Source organism: Gluconacetobacter dulcium (assembly GCF_014174165.1).
Classification (GTDB): domain Bacteria; phylum Pseudomonadota; class Alphaproteobacteria; order Acetobacterales; family Acetobacteraceae; genus Gluconacetobacter; species Gluconacetobacter dulcium.
In genome coordinates this window covers 1-19,405 of sequence record NZ_JABEQN010000033.1, presented here as the reverse complement: position 1 = coordinate 19,405, position 19,405 = coordinate 1, and the positions used below count along the sequence as shown (strand labels likewise).

Annotated in this window: 15 protein-coding genes and 1 pseudogene; 7 read left to right on the top strand and 9 right to left on the bottom strand. The window is 67.6% G+C overall.

Annotation, left to right across the window (positions count from 1 at the left end):
* Positions 1 to 2: 2 nt before the first annotated feature.
* On the bottom strand, positions 3 to 1,409 hold the full coding sequence (locus HLH25_RS18540; RefSeq protein ID WP_182975487.1) for a penicillin-binding protein activator: 1,407 nt from the start codon (positions 1,407 to 1,409) through the stop codon (positions 3 to 5).
* Between HLH25_RS18540 and rsmI the strand changes: the two genes are divergently transcribed.
* Entirely contained in the window at positions 1,397 to 2,461 is a 1,065-nt protein-coding gene (gene rsmI / locus HLH25_RS18535; protein WP_246402731.1) for a 16S rRNA (cytidine(1402)-2'-O)-methyltransferase, read from the top strand. The genes HLH25_RS18540 and rsmI overlap by 13 nt on opposite strands.
* A 28-nt stretch (positions 2,462 to 2,489) precedes the next feature.
* Here the strand turns inward: rsmI and HLH25_RS18530 are convergent, their stop codons facing one another.
* The 4 genes from HLH25_RS18530 to HLH25_RS18515 all read right to left on the bottom strand — a co-directional run bounded on the left by HLH25_RS18530 (position 2,490) and on the right by HLH25_RS18515 (position 6,679).
* Positions 2,490 to 3,149, bottom strand: coding sequence for a LolA family protein (locus HLH25_RS18530; protein ID WP_114728528.1), 660 nt, complete (start codon positions 3,147 to 3,149; stop codon positions 2,490 to 2,492).
* Positions 3,150 to 3,384: 235 nt separating this feature from the next.
* Positions 3,385 to 4,344 (bottom strand): iron exporter MbfA, encoded by a 960-nt coding sequence (gene mbfA, locus HLH25_RS18525; protein ID WP_182975486.1) that lies wholly within the window; start codon positions 4,342 to 4,344, stop codon positions 3,385 to 3,387.
* Between the two features lie 94 nt (positions 4,345 to 4,438).
* Positions 4,439 to 5,851, bottom strand: coding sequence for a glutamate--cysteine ligase (locus HLH25_RS18520; protein ID WP_182975485.1), 1,413 nt, complete (start codon positions 5,849 to 5,851; stop codon positions 4,439 to 4,441).
* 75 nt (positions 5,852 to 5,926) lie between these two features.
* A complete protein-coding gene (locus tag HLH25_RS18515; RefSeq protein WP_182975484.1) occupies positions 5,927 to 6,679 on the bottom strand; it encodes a 16S rRNA (uracil(1498)-N(3))-methyltransferase in 753 nt (250 codons plus the stop codon).
* 143 nt (positions 6,680 to 6,822) lie between these two features.
* On the opposite strand from HLH25_RS18515, the gene ubiA reads away from it, so the two are divergent.
* Both ubiA and HLH25_RS18505 read left to right on the top strand, forming a co-directional pair.
* Positions 6,823 to 7,737, top strand: a complete 915-nt coding sequence (gene ubiA, locus HLH25_RS18510) for a 4-hydroxybenzoate octaprenyltransferase (protein WP_310889147.1) — start codon at positions 6,823 to 6,825, stop codon at positions 7,735 to 7,737.
* A complete protein-coding gene (locus HLH25_RS18505; RefSeq protein ID WP_182975482.1) occupies positions 7,734 to 8,384 on the top strand; it encodes a class I SAM-dependent methyltransferase in 651 nt (216 codons plus the stop codon). Before ubiA ends, HLH25_RS18505 begins: the two co-directional genes overlap by 4 nt.
* 68 nt (positions 8,385 to 8,452) lie before the next feature.
* Here HLH25_RS18505 and HLH25_RS18500 read toward each other — a convergent pair whose 3' ends face one another.
* From HLH25_RS18500 to HLH25_RS18485, 4 genes are all read right to left on the bottom strand, one after another.
* Positions 8,453 to 12,532 carry an EAL domain-containing protein gene (locus HLH25_RS18500; RefSeq protein ID WP_182975481.1) on the bottom strand — a complete coding sequence of 1,360 codons (4,080 nt, stop codon included), beginning with the start codon at positions 12,530 to 12,532 and terminating at the stop codon, positions 8,453 to 8,455.
* Positions 12,533 to 12,875: 343 nt separating this feature from the next.
* A complete protein-coding gene (locus HLH25_RS18495; protein WP_182975480.1) occupies positions 12,876 to 14,255 on the bottom strand; it encodes an MFS transporter in 1,380 nt (459 codons plus the stop codon).
* Between the two features lie 6 nt (positions 14,256 to 14,261).
* Positions 14,262 to 15,008 carry a dienelactone hydrolase family protein gene (locus HLH25_RS18490; RefSeq protein WP_182975479.1) on the bottom strand — a complete coding sequence of 249 codons (747 nt, stop codon included), beginning with the start codon at positions 15,006 to 15,008 and terminating at the stop codon, positions 14,262 to 14,264.
* Between the two features lie 15 nt (positions 15,009 to 15,023).
* Positions 15,024 to 16,475 carry a sugar porter family MFS transporter gene (locus HLH25_RS18485; protein ID WP_182975478.1) on the bottom strand — a complete coding sequence of 484 codons (1,452 nt, stop codon included), beginning with the start codon at positions 16,473 to 16,475 and terminating at the stop codon, positions 15,024 to 15,026.
* Between the two features lie 302 nt (positions 16,476 to 16,777).
* Here HLH25_RS18485 and HLH25_RS18480 point away from each other — a divergent pair, with 302 nt between their 5' ends.
* From HLH25_RS18480 to HLH25_RS18465, 4 genes and pseudogenes are all read left to right on the top strand, one after another.
* The gene (locus tag HLH25_RS18480) at positions 16,778 to 18,121 is read left to right on the top strand and encodes a GntT/GntP/DsdX family permease (RefSeq protein ID WP_182975477.1); all 1,344 of its coding nucleotides are present in this window, start codon (positions 16,778 to 16,780) and stop codon (positions 18,119 to 18,121) included.
* An 88-nt stretch (positions 18,122 to 18,209) separates the two neighbouring features.
* Positions 18,210 to 18,386, top strand: a pseudogene (locus HLH25_RS20800) (MerR family transcriptional regulator); the annotation flags it as partial.
* Between the two features lie 181 nt (positions 18,387 to 18,567).
* Positions 18,568 to 19,014, top strand: a complete 447-nt coding sequence (locus HLH25_RS18470) for a Rieske 2Fe-2S domain-containing protein (RefSeq protein WP_182975476.1) — start codon at positions 18,568 to 18,570, stop codon at positions 19,012 to 19,014.
* A complete protein-coding gene (locus HLH25_RS18465) occupies positions 19,011 to 19,229 on the top strand; it encodes a hypothetical protein (RefSeq protein WP_182975475.1) in 219 nt (72 codons plus the stop codon). The genes HLH25_RS18470 and HLH25_RS18465 overlap by 4 nt, the downstream gene beginning before the upstream one ends.
* The last annotated feature ends 176 nt before the right edge of the window (positions 19,230 to 19,405 follow it).

Below are 19,405 nucleotides of genomic sequence, written 5' to 3'. Positions count from 1 at the left end.
CGTCAGCTCTGTTCCCGCGCCAGACGGCCCGCCGCGGGACTGACAATCCGCCCGCCTCCCGCTGGCTGGATCTGGAAAATCGCCAGATCCCGGCGTGTCTGACCATCCGGTGTCAGCCCGAACACGCCATCCACCCCCGAAAATCCATCCGGCCGCGTCAGGGCTTCGACCGTGTAGCCGTTCGGCCTGTCCGCCGGCCGCGCGCGATCCAGCGCCCCAACCAGTGCCGAGGCGTCATAAGCCAGATCGCTCAGGGGCGTCGGCATGGTGTGATAGCGCGCCATGTAAAGCTGGACGAACCGCTGCCGCGCCGTCGGGTCGGGCGCCGCGTACCATGCGCCCTGCAACTGGCCGAGCTTGCCGGCGAATGACGCCCACAGCGCCGTCCCCAGGATTCGCACCGGCGGCAGGCCGGCATTCACCGGCGCCGCCGCAGGCGCGGCCCCATCGGCCGTCGCCACCGCACCCGGCACCGGCGGCACGCCGATCACCTGGAACGATTGCAGCGCCTCGATCACCGACGCCAGTTGCAGCCCGGTATCGGCCAGCAGCAGCGCATCGAAGGGCGGCGGCCCCAGCCGCGAGGGTGCGGGCGCCGGCTGCGCCTGCTGCACCGCGCCCCCCACCGGATCGACCGCCGCGGCCGCGTCAGGCGGCAACGCGGCCTGGGCGGCAGGCTGCGCCGCCATCGCGCGCACGTCGAAATTGGAAAGGGTCTTCAGCCCCTGCGTGATGCTGGCCGGGCTGTCGGCATGATAGACGATCTGCGGCACGGCCAGGCCCCGCGCCGCGCAATTCCGTGTCAGCGCCCGGCCCATCGCCCGGCCCAGCGCCGTCTCGGGCAGGAAGGCGGCAAAATGCTGCCGCCCCTCGGCCTGCGCCGCCATCACCATCCGCTCGACCTGCTGCTCCGGCGCGATCCCCAGCGCCCAAACCCCAGGCCGACCGACCGACACATCGCTGGTAAAGGCCAGCATGGGCACCGACGCCGTGGTGGAGACCGCGGCAGCCTGCCCGGTCTCGGCCGCCGTCAGCGGCCCGAGGATCACGCCGTCACCATTCGCAAGGGCCGCCTGCGCCGCCGCCCCGGCGCCACCGGGGGCACCCGTGTCGCGGATATCCAGCGGCGGCGCCGTCGGGCTGCCCAGCGCCATGCGCGTCGCCGACAGCATCGCCTGACCCAACCGTGCGTTCCCGCCACTCAGCGGCAGCAGCACGCCCACCGTCCGCCCCGGCACCACTGCCGCCGGAACCGGCGGGGTCACCGTCGTCGGGCCGCTCTCGGGGCCGGCGCAGGCGGCCAGACCGGCCAACGAGGCCACCAGCAGCAGTCCGGCCTTGCCAGACAGGCCATGACGGGCTGACTCTACGGGCTGTTTCTGCATCCGGGTTGCGAATGACCGATTCATCTTCCTCGTCCCTGCCTTTCCACGCGCCTCATGAAGCCGCGTCCTCCAGCCCTGCGCCATCTTCCCATAGCGGAGCCGACCTCGCCCGTCATGCCCCCGACACGCACGAGGACACGCCTCCGACGGAGGACCCGTTCGAAACCCACACCGAAGAGGAAGACGACACCCCTCCCACCGGCCATCCCGGCCGTGGCGTGCTGACTCTCGTCTCCACACCCATCGGCAATCTCGGCGATTTCAGCGACCGCGCCGCCGCCACCCTGGCGCAAGCCGACCTGATCCTGTGCGAGGACACCCGCACCAGCGCGCGCCTGCTCACCGCGCGCGGCATCACCACCCGCACCGAGCCCCTGCACGACCATAACGAGCAGCAGCGCATTCCCGCCCTGATCGGCCAGTTGGAACGCGGTCGCCGCATCGCCATCATTTCCGACGCCGGCACGCCTCTGCTCTCCGACCCCGGCTTTCGCCTGGCCCGCGCCGCGATCGCGGCCGATATCACGCTGACGGCGGTCCCCGGCCCCAACGCCGCGATCACGGCGCTGACCCTGTCCGGCCTGCCGCCGCATCCGTTCATGTTCTCGGGTTTCCTGCCGCCGCGCACGGCGGCAAGGCGCGAAACGCTGGCCAGACTGCGCGCCGCCGAGCAGGCCGGCCTGTCCGCCACCCTGATCTGGCACGAGGCCCCGCACCGGCTGGCCGAGATGCTGGCCGACCTCGCCGACATTTTCGGCGCCGACCGTCCCGCCGCCGTGGCGCGCGAACTGACAAAACGGTTCGAGGAAGTGCGGCGTGGCCCGGTCGCCACACTGGCCGCCTGGTACGCCGACAATCGGGCACGCGGGGAAATCACCGTCCTGCTGGGGCCGCCCGCCGAGGATGACGGCGGCGCCGACGATCTGGACGACCGGCTGCGCGCGGCACTGGCCACCCTGTCGGTCAAGGATGCGGCGTCGCTGGTCGCCGGCGCGATCAACCTGCCGCGCCGCACGGTCTATGCCCGCGCGCTGGAACTGGCCCGCGATGCCGGCTCCCAGGGCCCGCATCGCTAGCCCCCGATGCCCGGCCGATCCATCCCGCTTACTGGTCACCAATATTCGTATCGAACAGCCCATCGGGCATCGGGCCGCCGCCAAGACGGACATTGAACAGATCGACCTGCGTCGCCTGCCCCTGCGCATCCACCACACTCCACGAGCGCAGCGACAATGGATTGTCATGGAATACCAATGTCAGGCTCCCGTCCCCCGGCGAGGCGGTCCGCACCAGCGTAACCTGCACCAGCCCGTTGGCATGCGTGAAAGCCGTAACGGTCACGTCGCCCGACAGTTGCAGGCCGGGGCGCAGCAGCAGCCCCAGCGGCGTCTTGTCCAGCGGCAGCGTCGTGGTCTGGCCCAACTGGCTGTCATTGAAGACGACCTGACCATGATTGGCCACCAGCAACAACGGGCTCGGCTTGTCATATTCGAAGCGCATCCGCCCCGGCCGGTTCAGCCAAGCGGTGCCTGTGGCCCGCTTGCCATCCGGCGCCAGTTGCTGGAACTGCGCCTCCAGCGTCGTAATTCCGTCCAGATAGGTCTGAATACGCTGCACCCACCCGCGATCGGCGGTCGAGAGCGTCGCGGCCGCCGTCTGGGCATGCAGCGCGGCCACAGGCAGACAGGCCCCGGCCATCAACCCGCCCAGCAGGCAGGTCGCAAGACGGGTCGGCAGGAAAGGCAGGCGGTTCGGTCGCGTCATGGCACCCGGTCGGTCGCAGGAGGTCGCCAGCCGACACCTCGCGCAGGCACCGGTCCAGCCCGACTTCGTTGCCCGATCATTCCGGCAAGATCAAGGCGCCGACCCGACGGAAATGTTCTTTAAAAAGAGAACGAAAAAAACTGTTTCGTTAAGGAACCGTGTACTGGAGCCACACAACGCCCCTGCACGGATCAAAAGTCTTTTTGCTTCTTTTTCTTCAGAAAAAGAAGAAGACTCACCCCGCCGACCCGATCAGAATGCCGGCGGCAAATACCAACGCCCCACCGAACACGATCTGCACCACGGCGGAGCCGAACGGCGTATCCTGATACCGCCACCGCACCCACGAAATCAGCAGCAACTCGACCACGACCACCCCCATCGCCACGCTCATGGCAACCGGGAACCGGTCGATCAGGAACGGCACCGTATGGCCGATCCCGCCGGCGGTCGTCATCAGCCCGCAGATCAATCCGCGCAGTACCGGCGCCCCGCGCCCCGACAGTTTGCCGTCATCCGACAAGGCTTCGGCAAACCCCATGGAAATCCCGGCCCCCACCGACGCCGCGATCCCGACCAGAAAAGCCTCCCACGGCCGATGCGACGCGAAGGCAGCGGCAAAGACCGGCGCAAGCGTGGAGACCGACCCATCCATCAACCCAACCAGACCGGGCTGGATCACCTGCAACACGAAGCGCCGCCGCGCGTCCTCGTCCTCGTCTTCACGCTTGCCGGCCGGCAGGCGCTTCAGTTCGATCACCCCCGCCGCCTGCTCGTGCCGATCCTCGGCCACCGCCAGATCGCCCAGCAATTTGCGCGTGGCGGCATCATTCGTGCGCAACGCCGCCTGACGATAAAACCGCGCCGCGTCCGTCTCCATCTGGCACGCATGCCGGCGCACGGCCTCGATTCCCAGGCTCTGCACCTGCCAGGCCGGCCGCCGCACCATCACGCCCGCGATATCTTGCCGGCGAATCAGCGGAACATGCTGGCCGAACCGCTCGACATACAGATCGATCAGATCGCGCCGGTGCTCGTTTTCCTCATGCGCCATATCCGTAAATATACTGGCGGTGTCGGGATATTTCTCCCGAAGCACATAGGCGAAATCGGCATAGATCCGCGCGTCCTCATCCTCGCTCGAAATGGCGAGGGCAAGGATCTCCCGATCGTTCAGCGTCGTGAATTTGCGCATGGGAACTGTATGCCGGAACTCTCCCGGCATACACAAGACGTTTCGATATCGTGAGAATAACTCGCGTTATCGACTACAACAAATCAGAGACCGGTCAAACCGCCGCTTCGGCGAATATCCTGCTCACATCGCCCTGCCACGCGCCATGATACCGCTCCAGCCAATGCTCGGCCTGGGTCGGGGCGCCGGCCGCGATCGCCTGCAACGGCGCCAGCAGATGGCTCTCGTCCCGCCCGTTGCCATCCGTCACCGCCCGCGCGCGCAGCCCCTCGGCCGCGATCGCCACCATCCGGGCGGCCAGGTCGCGCGCCACCCCTCCGGCCCAGGGCGCGTCCAGCCCCTGGCGCGGCACGGCGGCACGCAGCGTGACATAGTCCGCCCAGTCCCGCTCGCGCACCAGCGCATCGGCCGCCGTCAGCGCCGCATCGTCATACAGCAGGCCCACCCACAGCGCGGACTGCGCCAGCATCATCTGGGGCGACCCCGCATCCGCGCCGCGCATTTCCAGGAAGCGCTTCAGCCGCACATCGGTAAAGGCGGTGGTCATGTGGTCCTCGAAATCGCCGATGGTCGGCACCAGACCCTCCAGCCCCTCCTGGCGCTCGCCCTTCATCCACGCCCGGAACGACCGCCCGGCCACATCCAGGATCTGCCCGTCGCGCACGATGAAATACATCGGCACATCCAGCAGCCATTCCACATAAGCCTCGAACCCGAATGACGGATCGAAGAAAGCCAACGGCATGCCCGAGCGCGCATTGTCGGTATCGGTCCACACATGCGCACGGTTCGAGAGCAGCCCGTTCGGCTTCCCCTCATAGAACGGCGAATTGGCGAACAACGCGGTCGCCACCGGCTGCAACGCCAGCGACACGCGCAGCTTGCGCAGCATGTCGGTTTCCGAGGCGAAATCCAGATTGACCTGCACGGTGCAGGTCCGCGTCATCATGTCCAACCCCAGCGTGCCGACCTTGGGCATGTAGTTGCGCATGATCGCGTAGCGGCTCTTGGGCATCCACGGCATATCCGCGCGCCGCGCCATCGGGTGGAAGCCCAGCGGCGCGAAGCCGATGCCCAGCGAGCGGCTGATGGGGCGGATCGCCTCGAAATGCCGGGCCATCTCATGGCTCGTATCATGCAGGCTGGCCAGCGGCGCGCCCGACAGTTCGAACTGCCCCGCCGGCTCCAGCGACACCGACCCACCGCGTTCCGAGCCGATTCCCTTCAGCCCGATCAGCTTTCCCTTGTCCTCGATCGCTTCCCATCTGCCGCCGCCATCCTGGCGGTTCAGGTCGGTCAGGACCTCGCCGATTCCGTCAGGTGCATAGGGCGGCGGCATCCAGGGCGCCCGCGCCGGCCCGGCGGCGGCCGGCAGGACAAAGCCGAATTTCTCATGCTCGGTGCCGATCCGCCACCGTTCGCGCGGCTTGCCCCCATCCGCCAGCAACCCGGCCAACTGGCCGATCGATTCAATAGGGGTGGTATCTTGCTCGCCGGGGTTCGACATCGTTTCTGAACAAGCCTTCAAAGACAGAACGGATCGACGGAAGGGTCCGCCGCAGCCATGCGACCGACCGGTCGGTTAGCGCGAATCTGCACCAGACGCGCGCCGGAAGCCAGCCCCCATCAGGGAGAGGCCGCATGCCGCCGCCGTATCCGCCCGCAGGATCCGTTTTCCCAACGTGATCATCCTGACAAACGGCCGCGCACGCAACATGCGCCGCTCGGCGTCGGAAAACCCACCCTCGGGGCCGACCAGCAGCCCGTCGCCATCGGCCACGCGGTCGATCTCCCCTACCCCGTCATCCGGCCCGCCGCGCTCCGCCGCCACGAACAGGGTGCTCCCGGCCGGCCACGCCGCCAGTTGCTCGGGCAGGCGCGCGGGCTCGCCGATCGTCGGCACGTCCAGGCGCTCGCACTGCTCCGCCGCCTCCATCGCAATGGCTTCCAGCCGCCCGACATTGACGCGATGCGTATTGGTGCGCTCGGTCAGCACGGGCAGGAAGCGCGTCACTCCCAGTTCGGTGCCCATGCGCACCACCATGTCGGTGGCATCGCGTTTCAGCGGCGCGAACAGCAGCACCGGCCCGCATACGGGTTCGGGCGCGCGACGGCGATGCAGCAGCCGCACCTGCGCGCGGTCGCGCCGCACCGCCACCAGACTGGCCAGCCATTCCCCGTCCCCGGCATTGAACAGCGCGACCTCCGCCCCCGGCGCCAGCCGCATCACGGTCCCAAGGTAATGGGCCTGCCCCGGCTCCAGATCGCGCACCGCATCCGCCTCCATCGGCGGCTTTCCGGCCGGATCGGCGAACAGGCGAGGACAATCCTTCATGACGACACCACCTCCGACCGGCCGGGAACGCGCCCTCCCGCACCCGGCCCTTGACCGCTTCCATCCCGCGCCCCATTCACACGCGGGCACAAGCCGCTCCCGATGCCTCTATTGTGCCCGCGTGTCCAGACGGAGACCCCAGCGTGACCCCGCTCCCCCATACCGACATCCGGACAACAGGCTGGATCAGCCGCCTGCCCGCGGCGCTGCGCCCTTACGCGCTGCTGGCACGGCTGGACCGGCCCATCGGCACCTGGCTGCTGTTCCTGCCCGGCCTGTGGGGCATCCTGCTGCCCGGCGGGGTCGAGGCCGGCGAGCGCCTGCGGCTGGCGCTGCTGTTCGGGATCGGCAGCGTGGTGATGCGGTCGGCCGGCTGCGTGGTCAACGACATGTGGGATCGCGATATCGACCGGATGGTGGCGCGCACGGCGGGCCGCCCCCTGGCCTCCGGTGCGCTGCGCATGCGCCAGGCCGCCTGGTTCCTCGCCCTGCTGCTGGCGATCGGACTGGTCATCCTGCTGCAACTCAACGGGCTCTGCCGCCTGCTGGGCGTGGGCTCGCTGCTGCTGGTGGGGCTGTATCCGCTGGCCAAACGCTTCACCTGGTGGCCCCAGCTCGTCATGGGCTTCACCTTCGGCTTCGGCGCCCCGATGGGCTACGCGGCGGCGGCCGGGCGGATCGACACCGCATGGGCGGCGCTCTATGCCGCCACCGTCCTGTGGCAGCTCGGCTTCGACACCATCTACGGCTTCCAGGACATGGAGGACGACGCGCGCATCGGCGTCAAATCGACATCCCGCCTATGGGCGGGCCAACCCCGCCAGTTCGTCGGGGCCTGCTACGGGCTGGCCGTGGCCGCCCTGCTTCTGGCGGGCTGGCTGGCTGGCTGCACCATCGGCTTCTGGGTGGCGATGGTGCTGCCCGCCATCGCACTGGCCTGGCAGGTCGCGCATCTCCACAGCACCGATCCGCGCCGCTGCCTGATGCTGTTCCGCTCCAACCGCGAGACGGGGCTGGCCGTGGCCCTGGCCATCCTGGCCGGACTGACCGGCCGATGAGCACCCGCCCCGATCCCGAATCCTTCATCCTCGCCAATACCAGCCCGGCCCACGCCCAGCTGGTGCCCGAAATCACGCTGCACCTGGCCACCGAGATCACCCCGATCTGGCAGGCCAGCGAGGACTGGCTGACCCGGCAGGATATCGAGCCCCCCTTCTGGGCCTTCGCCTGGCCGGGCGGCCAGTTGCTGGCCCGCCATATCCTGGACAATCCCGCCCTGGTCGCCGGCCGCCGGGTGCTGGATTTCGCGGCGGGCTGCGGCGTCGCCGCCATCGCCTGCGCACGGGCCGGCGCCAGCATGGTGGAGGCCGCCGAAATCGACCCGCTGGCCGTCGCCGCCATCACGCTGAACGCCCGCGCCAACGGCGTGGCCGTCACCGCCACTGGCGAGGACCTCGTCGGCACCACGCCGCGCTGGGACCTGATCCTGTGCGGCGATGTCTGCTACGAAAACCCGATGACGGAGCATATTCTCCCCTGGCTGCGCGCGTGCGCGCGCACCGCCGAGGTCTGGATCGCCGATCCCGGCCGCGCCTACCTGCCCCGCGCCGGTCTGCACCCGATCATCACCCGCGACATCCCGACCACCCGCGAACTCGAAGACCGCGACGCAAGACGCACCACCCTCTACCGCGTCACCCCCTGATCCGCCTGGAAACAGGCGCAGGCGACGATCCGACACACACTTCCTGCACCATCGGCCCGCACCGCTCCTCATCCGCGCGCGGCGTTGACCACGCGGTCCTCCAGCCAGTCCCGCATGTCGCGCGCCATCTCCTCCGGCACCGGGCCGGCGGAACAGATGCGGTACCATCGCGCTGCCTCGGCATCGTCGCGACCCAACCGTTCCAGCCATCGCGTCAGCGGTCCGTCCCCGAACGCGAACTGCCCCAATGGCGGGCAGTCGCGCGTAGCCGTCCACAGCCAGGCCAGCGCACCGAGAACGCTGCGGATTTCGCTGTCCTCTTCCACCCGGTCGCGGCCCGGATCACGCTCCGCATAGGCACGATGCCAGTCCAGGAAATCATCTGGCGGCATGGGCCGGGCGATGCCGAACCCCTGCCCGTACCGGCAGCCAAGATGACGGATCGCCTCGATCATGTCGGCATCTTCCAGCCCTTCCACCACCACCTGGCTGTGCAGATCACGGCCCATTTCCCGTAGCGAGCGGATCACGCTGAAGACCTGCAAGGGCACGTCGCGGACATAGCGCAACAGGCCCTGATCCACCTTGATGCAGTCGAAGGGCGCCGCGGAAAGCCGCAGCAGCGTGCTATGGCCGGCCCCGAGATCGTCGATGGCCATCTGCACGCCCCTGGAGCGGAAATCCCGCAGCGCCGCCTTCTGCTTGGCGGAATCGAGGCCCTGGGTCTCCAGCACTTCCAGCGTCAGCCGGCGGGGGGCGATATCGTGACGGTTCAGCATGTCGTCGACCATGCGCAACACATTGGTGTTCGACAGACAGGATGGCGGCAGATTGACCGACATTTCGGTCGACAGACCCTTGCCGTCCCACGACCGCAGCCATGACAGGCTCTGCTCAAGCCCGAACTGGAACAGTCGGTCCAGTTCATCATGCCCCAGCAATGCCAGAAAGGTCGCGGGCGGCAGGATGGTGCCGTCGGCATCCTGCAGCCGCGCCAGCGCCTCCACCTTCAGCAACTGCCCGGTGCGCAGGTCGATGACGGGCTGCATGAACATGCGCAGCCCCCCGGAGAACAGGCGCTCGCGCAGGCGGGCCGCACGCGCGTCGGAAATGTCCTGCCCATCCCGCCACAAGCGTTCCCATTTTTCCTGCAATCCAACGATGAACTGCCGCATGTCGGCGGATTCGAACTGGTTGGGGCATGCACCGAACAGGGTCAACACCAGCGCCGTCGTCCCGTCGAGGCGCCGGATCGGCACGCTCATGGCCGAATGGATCCGCAGATTGGCCATCAGCGCATGCCACGGTGCCATGGCACCATCCAGCTCGACCGACGGACAACTCTGCCACGCACCCGTGCGCCATGCCTGGGCGCCGATAAAGCTGCCCCGGCGCGCATTGGCGGCAATCACGGGCCGCACCTCGCTACGCAGCAGCGCCTCGTCCAGCACCGTGGCACAGGTTCCGGCAATGGTCTGCGCGACCAGTTCTCCCGCCGCGTTGGGGCGCATCAGAAATGCCGACTGAATACCGGGCAGTTTCGCAAGCGCGGTCAGCGCGTCGTTACTGATCGCGCTCCACGCGCCGCCGGGCATCTCGTCAGAGAGGGCGGCGATATAGGCCTTGCGCACCCGCTGCGCGATCATGCGCCGCATCCTGCGATCATCCCGATAGCGGGCTTCGACGATCTGCTGCACGCGATAGCGGTCATCGCCGTCCATGCCGCCGGCTTCCATCTCCGCCAGCAGCAGGCGTAGGTAGAAGCCCTGTTCGGCGACGAACACGACCGGATCGACGCCGAACAGGGCATACATCGAACCCAGCCTCCGCGCTTCCCCGAGCAGGTCCTCCCGGACGATCGCGGGCGCGACCACGAATTCCAGATGCTTCACCTCGCGCTCGGTCAGGCGCTCATGCTGCTCGGCCGTCAGATTAGCCAGCACCGCTGCGCCGCCGCTTTTCTGCCACAGCGCCGGAATCACACCCTGGCGAATGCGCTCGCCAATCCGCGCGACGACCGCGGCCACCTGCCCCAGCAGGTCGGCGGCGACCGCCCCGTAGGGCGTGATCGGCAACAGGTCCGCGGCCGCTTCATCATCGAGAATCCGCGCTTCGTCGAGGGCTCCTGCGAAATGCCAGTTGGCATCGCGCGGCTCCTGGCTCTGCTTGACCTGGTACATCGCGTTATCGGCCTGGCGCAGCAACGTCTCCGGCTTTTCACCGTCCTGCGGATAAAACGCCACCCCCATGGCGAGCCCCACCCTCGCGGTGGTCCCATCTTCCAGGATGAACGGCTCTCCCACGACCGACGACAGACGGTCCAGTTCCGCCGCGGCCTGCTCGCTCGCCGTATCCTTGTCGAGATTTTCCAGAACGACCACGAACTCGTCGCCTCCCAGCCGGGCGACATAGCCGTTCTCGCGCAGCGCCTCCCATAACCGCCGGCTGAGTTCGACCAGCACCTTGTCCCCGGCCGCATGGCCATAGGTGTCGTTGACGGATTTGAATCCGTCCAGATCCATCAGCCCCACTGCCACGGACATGCCGCGTGCCCGTGCCCGTTCCTGTGCCCTGGGCAGATATTCCTCCAGCGCCAGCCGGTTGGGCAGCGCGGTCAGCACGTCGCGCCGGGCCCGCCTCGCTTCCTCCTGCCGCAACTGTTCCAGATTGCGGCTGGTATCCAGCCGATCGAAGCTCCGGCCCAGCAATTCCGCCAGCCGCCGGCACAGCGTGATGCTTTTGTCCTCGAAGCCGCTGGCCCGCAGCGTCGTGAGCGTCAGCACGGCCCAGATCTGCCCACTCCGCAGTACTGGAACCGACAGCACGGCGCGCCATCCGTAGCGCATCACCGTCCCATATCCCGGGATCCCGACAAGATCGGTCGCCATATCATTGGTATGGACCAGACACGCGTTCTGCCAGGCCCGCACCGTCACCGGCAGGGGGCCGGAATCCTGATCGATCCGCCAGTTCAGCCGGGCGATCATGTCTCCGCCCCGGCCCGCGTGCGCCCGCACCACCATCCGGCCGGACAGGTCGGGCCGCACGAGCCACACGGCATTGAACAGCGTGCCATCCACCAGCGTCTCGCACACGGCACGACATTTTTCCGCCTCGTCCTCGGCGGCCAGCATGGCGGAGACGGCATTGATCAGCGCGCGGTACAAACGCTCCGTTTCATCGCGCCCGGTCACGTCCTCCATCGTCCACACCGAGTCCGCACTCGGCGTATCGTCCAACGCCACGGCGGAAAGATCGGCAATCAGGTCATGCCCGTCCGGCCGGGGCAGCGGCACACCGGAGAGCCTGGCCCGACCCGTCTCCCGCAATTGCGCCCGCGCCTGCTCCAGCCGGGCTTCATCGCCACCCACAATGCGTTCCGCTGGCGCGTGATGCAGGCCATCGGGCGCACAACCCGCAAGACCGGCGGCAAAGCTGTTCGCGGCATGGATGCGCGCATCGCGCAGCAGCACGATCCCCACCTGTGCCCGGTCGATCTGGGCGGCCTTCAGTCGCCGCTCGTCAAGCGTCTTCAGCCCACGCGAAAGGCTGGTCGCCGCCTCCAGCAAGATCGTCGAGATCGCGGGATCGAACGCATCCGCCTGCCCGTCATAAACGCCGAACACGGCCCAGACCTCGCCACCGCGCCACAGCGGCAGCACCGCGCACGATCGCACCCCCAGTTCCCGCATCCGCGCCCGCCAGGGCAGCAACGCGTCCTCCCGCGCCACATCGGCGCAAAAGACCGGCTGCCCCCCATGCCAGACACGCCCGACAAGACCGTACCGTCCCGCCATGTCCGGGCGGGCGGAAAAAACAGGATCATGCAATTGCACGACCGGCCCACTTTCCGCGAGCAGATGAAACGCCCCCTGCGCATCCGGCCGGGCGATAAAGGCCGCCCGCAGCCGCGCATTCCGGGTCGCGGCCTCACACGCCGCACTCAATATGGCGGTTTCGTCCGATGCAGGATCGAACGCCATGCCGACACGCGCCAGGAAACTATTGAAGCCATTCAGACGATAAAGCTGCTGAAACCGCCTGCGATGGCGTGGGCCGCCGTCCTCACCGCTGCGCTCGGGTTCGCCTTCGGCCTGCGTCGCAAGGCGACGACGCGATGCAGGCAACAAAACGCGCGGCAGACGCATCAGATAGTCCAGCTCTCGAAATAGAAAATTACATTCCGCACAAGATTGACCGAAAACCCACGCCGCGCCAGCGTCATATTCATGAATTCAAACAATTGCTCAAATTCCGATCACGTTCTCACAGCCTGACCGAAAAAGTAGGCTGGCAAGCGGGAGCAACCCCAGATGCCAGCAACTGGCCTTTATGGTCAGAGGCTGCTCAAACACTCATCCTGCCGAGCGTGCGTGCCGGAAGGCAGCATGGCTGGCGGATCTTGTCGCGCATCCGGGCGGAGCAGCCCAGATGCCTGCAACACCGGGCACGGAGAACACGCCGGCACGGTGTAACCATGCAAACAGCTTCTCAGCCGCCCCGATGCCGCTCGCGCACCAGGCGGCTGGAACTGATCAGCGCCGCCCCATAGGCGCAGGCCGCCGCCAGTTCCAGGCAACGCAGCGTCGGATCATGACGGACGAAGCCGAAGGTCAGGGCCACGAACATCGCCCCCATCGTCTGCCCCCACAGCCGCGCGACCGAGACCATGCCGCTGGCGCTGCCCGAGCGCCCACGCGGCGCCGCCACCATCATCGCGCGATTGTTCGGCGCCTGGAAAATTCCGAATCCCATCCCGGCGATGGCGATCCGCCAGGCGATGTCCAAATTCCCGGCATCCGCCGGCAGCAGGCATAGCAGCAGGAAGCCCGTCCCCGTCACGCACAGCCCGATCGACGAGAGAATGCCCGCCGGCACCCGGTCCGCCAGCCGCCCGACCAGCGGCGAGATCGCAACGATGCCTACCGGCCAAGGCGTGATCAGCAGCCCGGTCGCCACCGCCGAGCGATGCAGCACCGTCTCCAGCGTAAAAGGCATGGAGATGATGAAGAAATTGGATGCCACGAACGCCAGCGAGCCGACGCTGAACGCGATCAGGAAATCCGGCGCCGCCAGCAGGTCCAGCGGCAGCATGGGGTCCGAACGCCCCGTCTGCCGCCGCGCGAGCTGGAAGAACGCGGCGCCGCCGATCAGCAGCAGCCACACCGCCACCACCGGGCCGCTGCGATGCGCCAGACTGTCCAGCCCGACCACCAGACAGCCGATGGCCACCACGTTCAGGGCTGCGCTGGGCAGGTCGAATGACGACAGGCTGCGCGGCGTGACGGGCAGATAAACCAGTGCCGCCACCATCGCCGCCCCGCCCAGCGGCAGGTTGATCAGGAAAATCCACGGCCAGTCCGCCACCGACAGCACCGCCGAGGCAATGGTCGGCCCCAACGCCACACCCGTCGCCACCACCACCCCGTTCAGCGCGATGCCCTTGCCGATCTCGGCATGGGGGTAGATGAAGCGCACCAGCGCGATATTCACGCTCATGATGCACGCGCCGCCGATGCCCTGAAGCGCGCGGGCCAGCGCAAGCTCCAGCAGCGTATGCGACATCGCGCAGAACACCGACGCCACCACGAACGTCGCCAGCCCGATCCGGCACAGCCGCGCGAAGCCCAGCCGCGACCCCAGCGAGGCCAGCGGCAGCAGCGTCGCCAAACAGGCCATCTGATAGGCGTTGATCACCCAGATCGACGAAGACGGGCTGGCATGGATATCCTGCGCGATCGTCGGCAACGCAACGTTGGCGATGGCATAATCCAGCACCGACAGCAGGACCGACAGCGCCACGGCGAACATCGCCAGCGCCCTGGGCAGACCGTAAAGCCCCTCGCCTTCGTGCAGGGTTTTCCCCGTCATGGCCGCTCAGTCCGCCCGCAGGGCACGGGCGAACAGCGCCTGAACCCATCCCATGGCCTGAAGGAACAGCGCAGGGTCGAACCGATGCCCCTCGTCACGCAGAAAGGCATGCTGGCCATTCACCTCGTACCATTCGTGCCGAACCCCGGCCCCCTCCAACGCCGCACGGATCGTCTGCCGCCCCGCGAAAGGCACATGCGGGTCCTGCCGTCCCCAAACCATCATCGCCTCGCCGGCAATCTCGTCCAGCCGCGACAGGGTATCGTCGGCGCGCCCCTCGCCCAGCGACGCGGAATGAATGTCGGTGGCATAGAAGCACGCCGCCGCCTGCACGGCGGGGTTCATCGCCGCCCGCAGCGCCAGATGCCCGCCCAGGCACACCCCCATCGTCCCGATCCGCCCGGTGCAGGCCGGATGCGCCGCCAGCCACGCCACGGCCGCACGGGCATCGTCGTCATAGGCCGCCAGCGGCTTGGCATATTTCAGCGCATTGCCGCGATCGGTCCCCGGCGTGTCATAGGCCAGCACGCAGCCGGCCGGCTCGTATTCGTGATAGACTTCCGGCACCGCCACCACATGGCCCATCCCGGCGACCATCGCGGCCAGCCGGCGAATCGGCGCCGTCACCTGATAGATCTCGGAAAACAGGACCACGCCGGGAAAGCGCCCTTCCGCCGCCGGGCGCAGCACATGCAGCCGCATCGGGCCGGTCGCCGTCGCGATATCCTGTATTTCGTCCCCGCGCAGTATCATCGCCGTCGCCCCGCCCTATCGTCCCAGATCCCGCAGCCGACGGCCCGCCATCAGCCGCGCCTCGATCTCCTCCAGCGACACGCCCCTGGTCTCGGGCACGTAGGCAAGGGTGATCAGGATGAACACACCGTTCATGATGGCAAACAGCCAGAAGGTCCAGCTCTGCCCCAGCGCCGCCATCACGCTCAGGAAAATGTTGCTGACCAGCCAGTTGGCCGCCCAATTGGTGAAGGTGGAGCACGCAATGCCGAAATCGCGTCCCCGCAGCGGCTGGATCTCCGAACACAGCGTCCACACCATCGGCCCCGCCCCGATGGCGAACCCGGCCACGAACAGCAGCAGCGCCACCACCATGCCCCCAAGGATCAGCGTCGACTCCCCGCCGATCGCGGCCAGTCCACCGGCCATCAGCATCGCGGCGGTCATGATCGCGCAGCTCAGCACCAGCAGCGGGCGCCGCCCCCAGCGGTCGATGAAGGCAATGGCGAGACCGGTCGCGGCCATGTTGACCAGCCCGATCAGCGCCGTGGCCCAGGTCGCGGCGGACACGCCGAAATGTGCGGCCTGGAAGATTTTCGGCGCGTAATACATCAGCACGTTGATGCCGGTGACCTGCTGCATCACCTGCAACGCCACCCCCAGCAGCACCGAGCGGCGGAAGTTCGGGTTGCTGCGGAAGAACGCCAGCCCGTTGCTCCCTCCCCGCTTCAGTTCCTGCGCAATGTCGCGGATTTCCGCATCGGCCTCCGCCGGGCTCACGCGCAGCAGCCGCATCACCTGGCTGGCCCGGCTCCGCTCGCCCCGCATCATCAGCCAGCGCGGGCTGTCGGGCAGGAACAGGCAGGCGGCACAGAACAGCGCCGCCGGCACCGCCATCAGCCCCAGCATCCAGCGCCAGTGCCCGCCATAGGCGAGCAGGCTGTCGGTGACATAGGCGAGAAAGATGCCGAGCGTGACCATGAGCTGGTAGAACGAGATCATCGCCCCACGCACCGATTCCTGCGAGATTTCCGAGATATAGAGCGGCGCCGCAAACGCAGCGATCCCGACGGCGAGCCCCAGCAGCACCCGGCCGACGATCAGCACCGCCACCGACGGCGCCAGCGCGCACAACCCGGAGCCCACGACGAACAGCAGCGACGCCGCCAGCAGCGCCCGCCGCCGCCCCAGCCGGAACGAGATGCGCCCCGCCACCACCGACCCCAGCGCGGCGGCGGCCATCATCGACGAGACGATCCACTCCTGCGTCCGGGCGGCGGCATGGAATTCATCGCCGATAAAGCCCAGCGCCCCGGCGATCACGCCGGTATCCAGCCCGAACATCAGACCGGCCATCGCCGCCAGAATGCCGACCACCACCGCCCGCGCGGCCGCATGCGACCCGCCCGCCGCCAGCCCCGTCGCCGTCTCGCCCGCTGCTGGCTGCCCCACTGCCGGCTGGGGTACCTTCCTCTGATCCGCTGTCATGTCATGGTGTCCTTTCCCGGATTCGGCGCCCGGCGGGGCGTCCAGGCGGGTTGTCTCCCGCCCTATCTGACCTGTGTCGTTCCATGCAAACCCGATCCCGGCACCGCGAAGCAGGGAAATCGCTCCGTTATGGAACCAAATCCACACGCATGGCCAGACACCATGCCACGCCGCCCCGCGAAGAAAAAAAATGCCCGGACAGTGAACCGATCCACCTCTCCCGGATATGAAAGCGAAACCATTGACAATCGTGCATCCGTTCCGTGCTGATACACGTTCACATTCACTACAGACGCGGTCCAATGTCCCCAATTCTGGCAATTTCCCTAGCGACCGCGGCGATTGGTGCGGTCGTGCTCCTCATCGGGCGCTACAAGCTCAATCCCTTCATCGTGCTGGTCTGCGTCTCTATTCTGCTGGCGATCTGCGCCGGCATGCCGCCCCAGAAGGCCATCGCCTCGTTCGAAGAAGGCGCGGGCCATGTGCTCGGCCATATCGCAACCGTCATCGCGCTGGGCACCATGCTGGGCAAGATGCTGGCCGAATCCGGCGGCGCGGACCAGATTGCTCTCACCATCACCCGCCTGGCCGGTGAAAAGCGCATCAGTTGGGCCATGATGGTCATCGGCCTGCTGATCGGCCTGCCGGTATTCTTCGAGGTCGGCTTCGTGCTGCTGATCCCGCTGGCCTTCACCCTGGCCAGGCGCACATCCACGCCCCTGCTGCTGGTAGCGCTGCCGATGGCGGCGGCGCTCTCCGTCACCCATGCGATGGTCCCGCCGCATCCGGCCACCCTGCTGGCGCTGGCGGCATATCATGCCGATACCGGCCGCACGATCTTCTGGGGCGTGATCATCGGTACGCCGATCGCAGCCCTCGCCGGCCCGGTCTATGCCCGCTTCATCACGCCGCACATCCGTTTGGAAGGCGAGGCCGCACTGGCCGAGCAGTTCGCCAGCAAGGACCGGCCAACCGACATGCCGCCCTTCCTCACCACGGTGCTGACCATCCTGGCGCCGGTGCTGCTGATGCTGCTGGGCTCGGCCGCCGACCTGGTCACGCCTCCCGGCAGCATGCCGAACACCGCCCTGCATTTCGTGGGCAATACCGACATCGCCCTGCTGCTGGCCACGGTCCTGTCCTTCTACGTGCTCGGCCTGGCGCGCGGCTTCTCGCGTGAGACGATCCTGCACTTCACCACCGAATGTCTCGGCCCTACGGCGCTGATCATGCTGCTGGTCGGCGCCGGCGGCGGCTTCGGGCGCGAGTTGATCGACAGCGGCGTGTCGAAGGCCATCACCGATGTCGCGGTGGGCGCGCACGTGCCGCTGCTGGTGCTGGCATGGCTGGTGGCGGTGGTGGTCCGCGTCGCGGCGGGCTCGGCCACCGTGGCCATGAGCACCGCATCGGGCATCGTCGGCCCGATCCTGCTGCACAGCCACGGCACGTCGCCTGAACTGATGGTGCTGGCCACCGGCGCCGGCTCGGTCGCCCTGGGCCCGATGAACGATGCCGGCTTCTGGCAGATCAAGGAATATCTCGGCCTCACCGTCGGCCAGGCCATCAAGACCTGGTCGGTCGTCGAGACCCTGATCGCGGTACTGGGCCTGGTCTTCTGTCTGCTGGCCTCACTCTTCATCCACTAAGAGCCCATCGCCCGAACCAGGAACATGCGAAACCCATCGCAAGAAACAGCTTGCGTCATCCCCTGAGGATGACCTTACCACCGACTCCATGGCAAAAAATCACTCCATGGCGTCACCCTTTCCAGACGGAGCGGCCGCCGTCGCCCGCCGCTTCGGGGTGACGGTAAAAGCCCTCCGTGTCTACGAGGAAGCGGGGCTGATCCGGCCGGTGCGGAACGGTCATGGCTGGCGGACTTACGGTCAGGCGGAGTGCGAGCGGCTTCACCTCGTCCTCCTGCTGCGACGCTTCGACCTGACGATTGCCCGCATTGCTGAAATGTTTGCCGCAGGGCAACCCGATCTCGCAGCCATGCTGGACCTTCAGGCCGAAGCCTTGACAGAACAGCAGGCGCGCATCCGTGAAACCCTGTCGCTGATCGGTCGCGCCCGCCGGCATCTGAGCGCGCATGGCAGCATCGACCGTGAAACGCTGCCCGCATCGCGGCGTCGCCCTGTCGCTCGGTACGGTATCCCAGGGCCTGATCGCCTGCGCCTATCATGGCTGGCGGTTCGACGGCACGGGGCGCTGCCGGCACATCCCCTCCCTGCGTCCCGAACAGCCGGTCAAGACGGCGCCAGCGCGCACCTACCCCACGGCCGATCGCGCCGGCTATGTCTGGGTATGGACGGGTCAGGGCGCACCGACAGGGCAACCGCTGCCGATCCAGGGGTTCGATCGTTATACTTGGCTGCAAGGCGCAACGGCGCTCGCCTGTGAAGCAATCATGCCGATCGAGAACAATCTCGACATCTGCCACGCGGCATTCACCCACCCGCACATGCAATGGTTCCGCGCACAGGCCGCCGGTTCCAGCCGACCCGGTACGACCTGGCGACCGATCCGGGAGGATTGACCATAAGCGCGCCCGGCACGCTGCCGCTCTTCGACCTGCCCGACCGGGTGACGGTCGGAGGCGGCGAAGCCTTCAGGCTCGTCCTCCACCATGTTCCCACGATGCCCGGCCAATGCCTCCAGCATTGGCTGTTGCAACGGGAGCCGACCCACGAGCCGGCAACGCCGATATGGTCGGACAAGGAACCCGAAATCCTGGCGCAGGACCGCCGCTGAAAACTCCACCAGCATCATTGCCGGCCCGCCGCGCGCTCACCACCAAGCCACCCGCACGCATACTGAGGGCTTGTCTTATGATTTTTTTGTCGCGTTGAGCGATAAAGGACCGTTCAGCCGGGGTGGCCACCCCGGCTGAACGGGAAGGGGACGGGTCGCCCGGGCTGGACCATAGC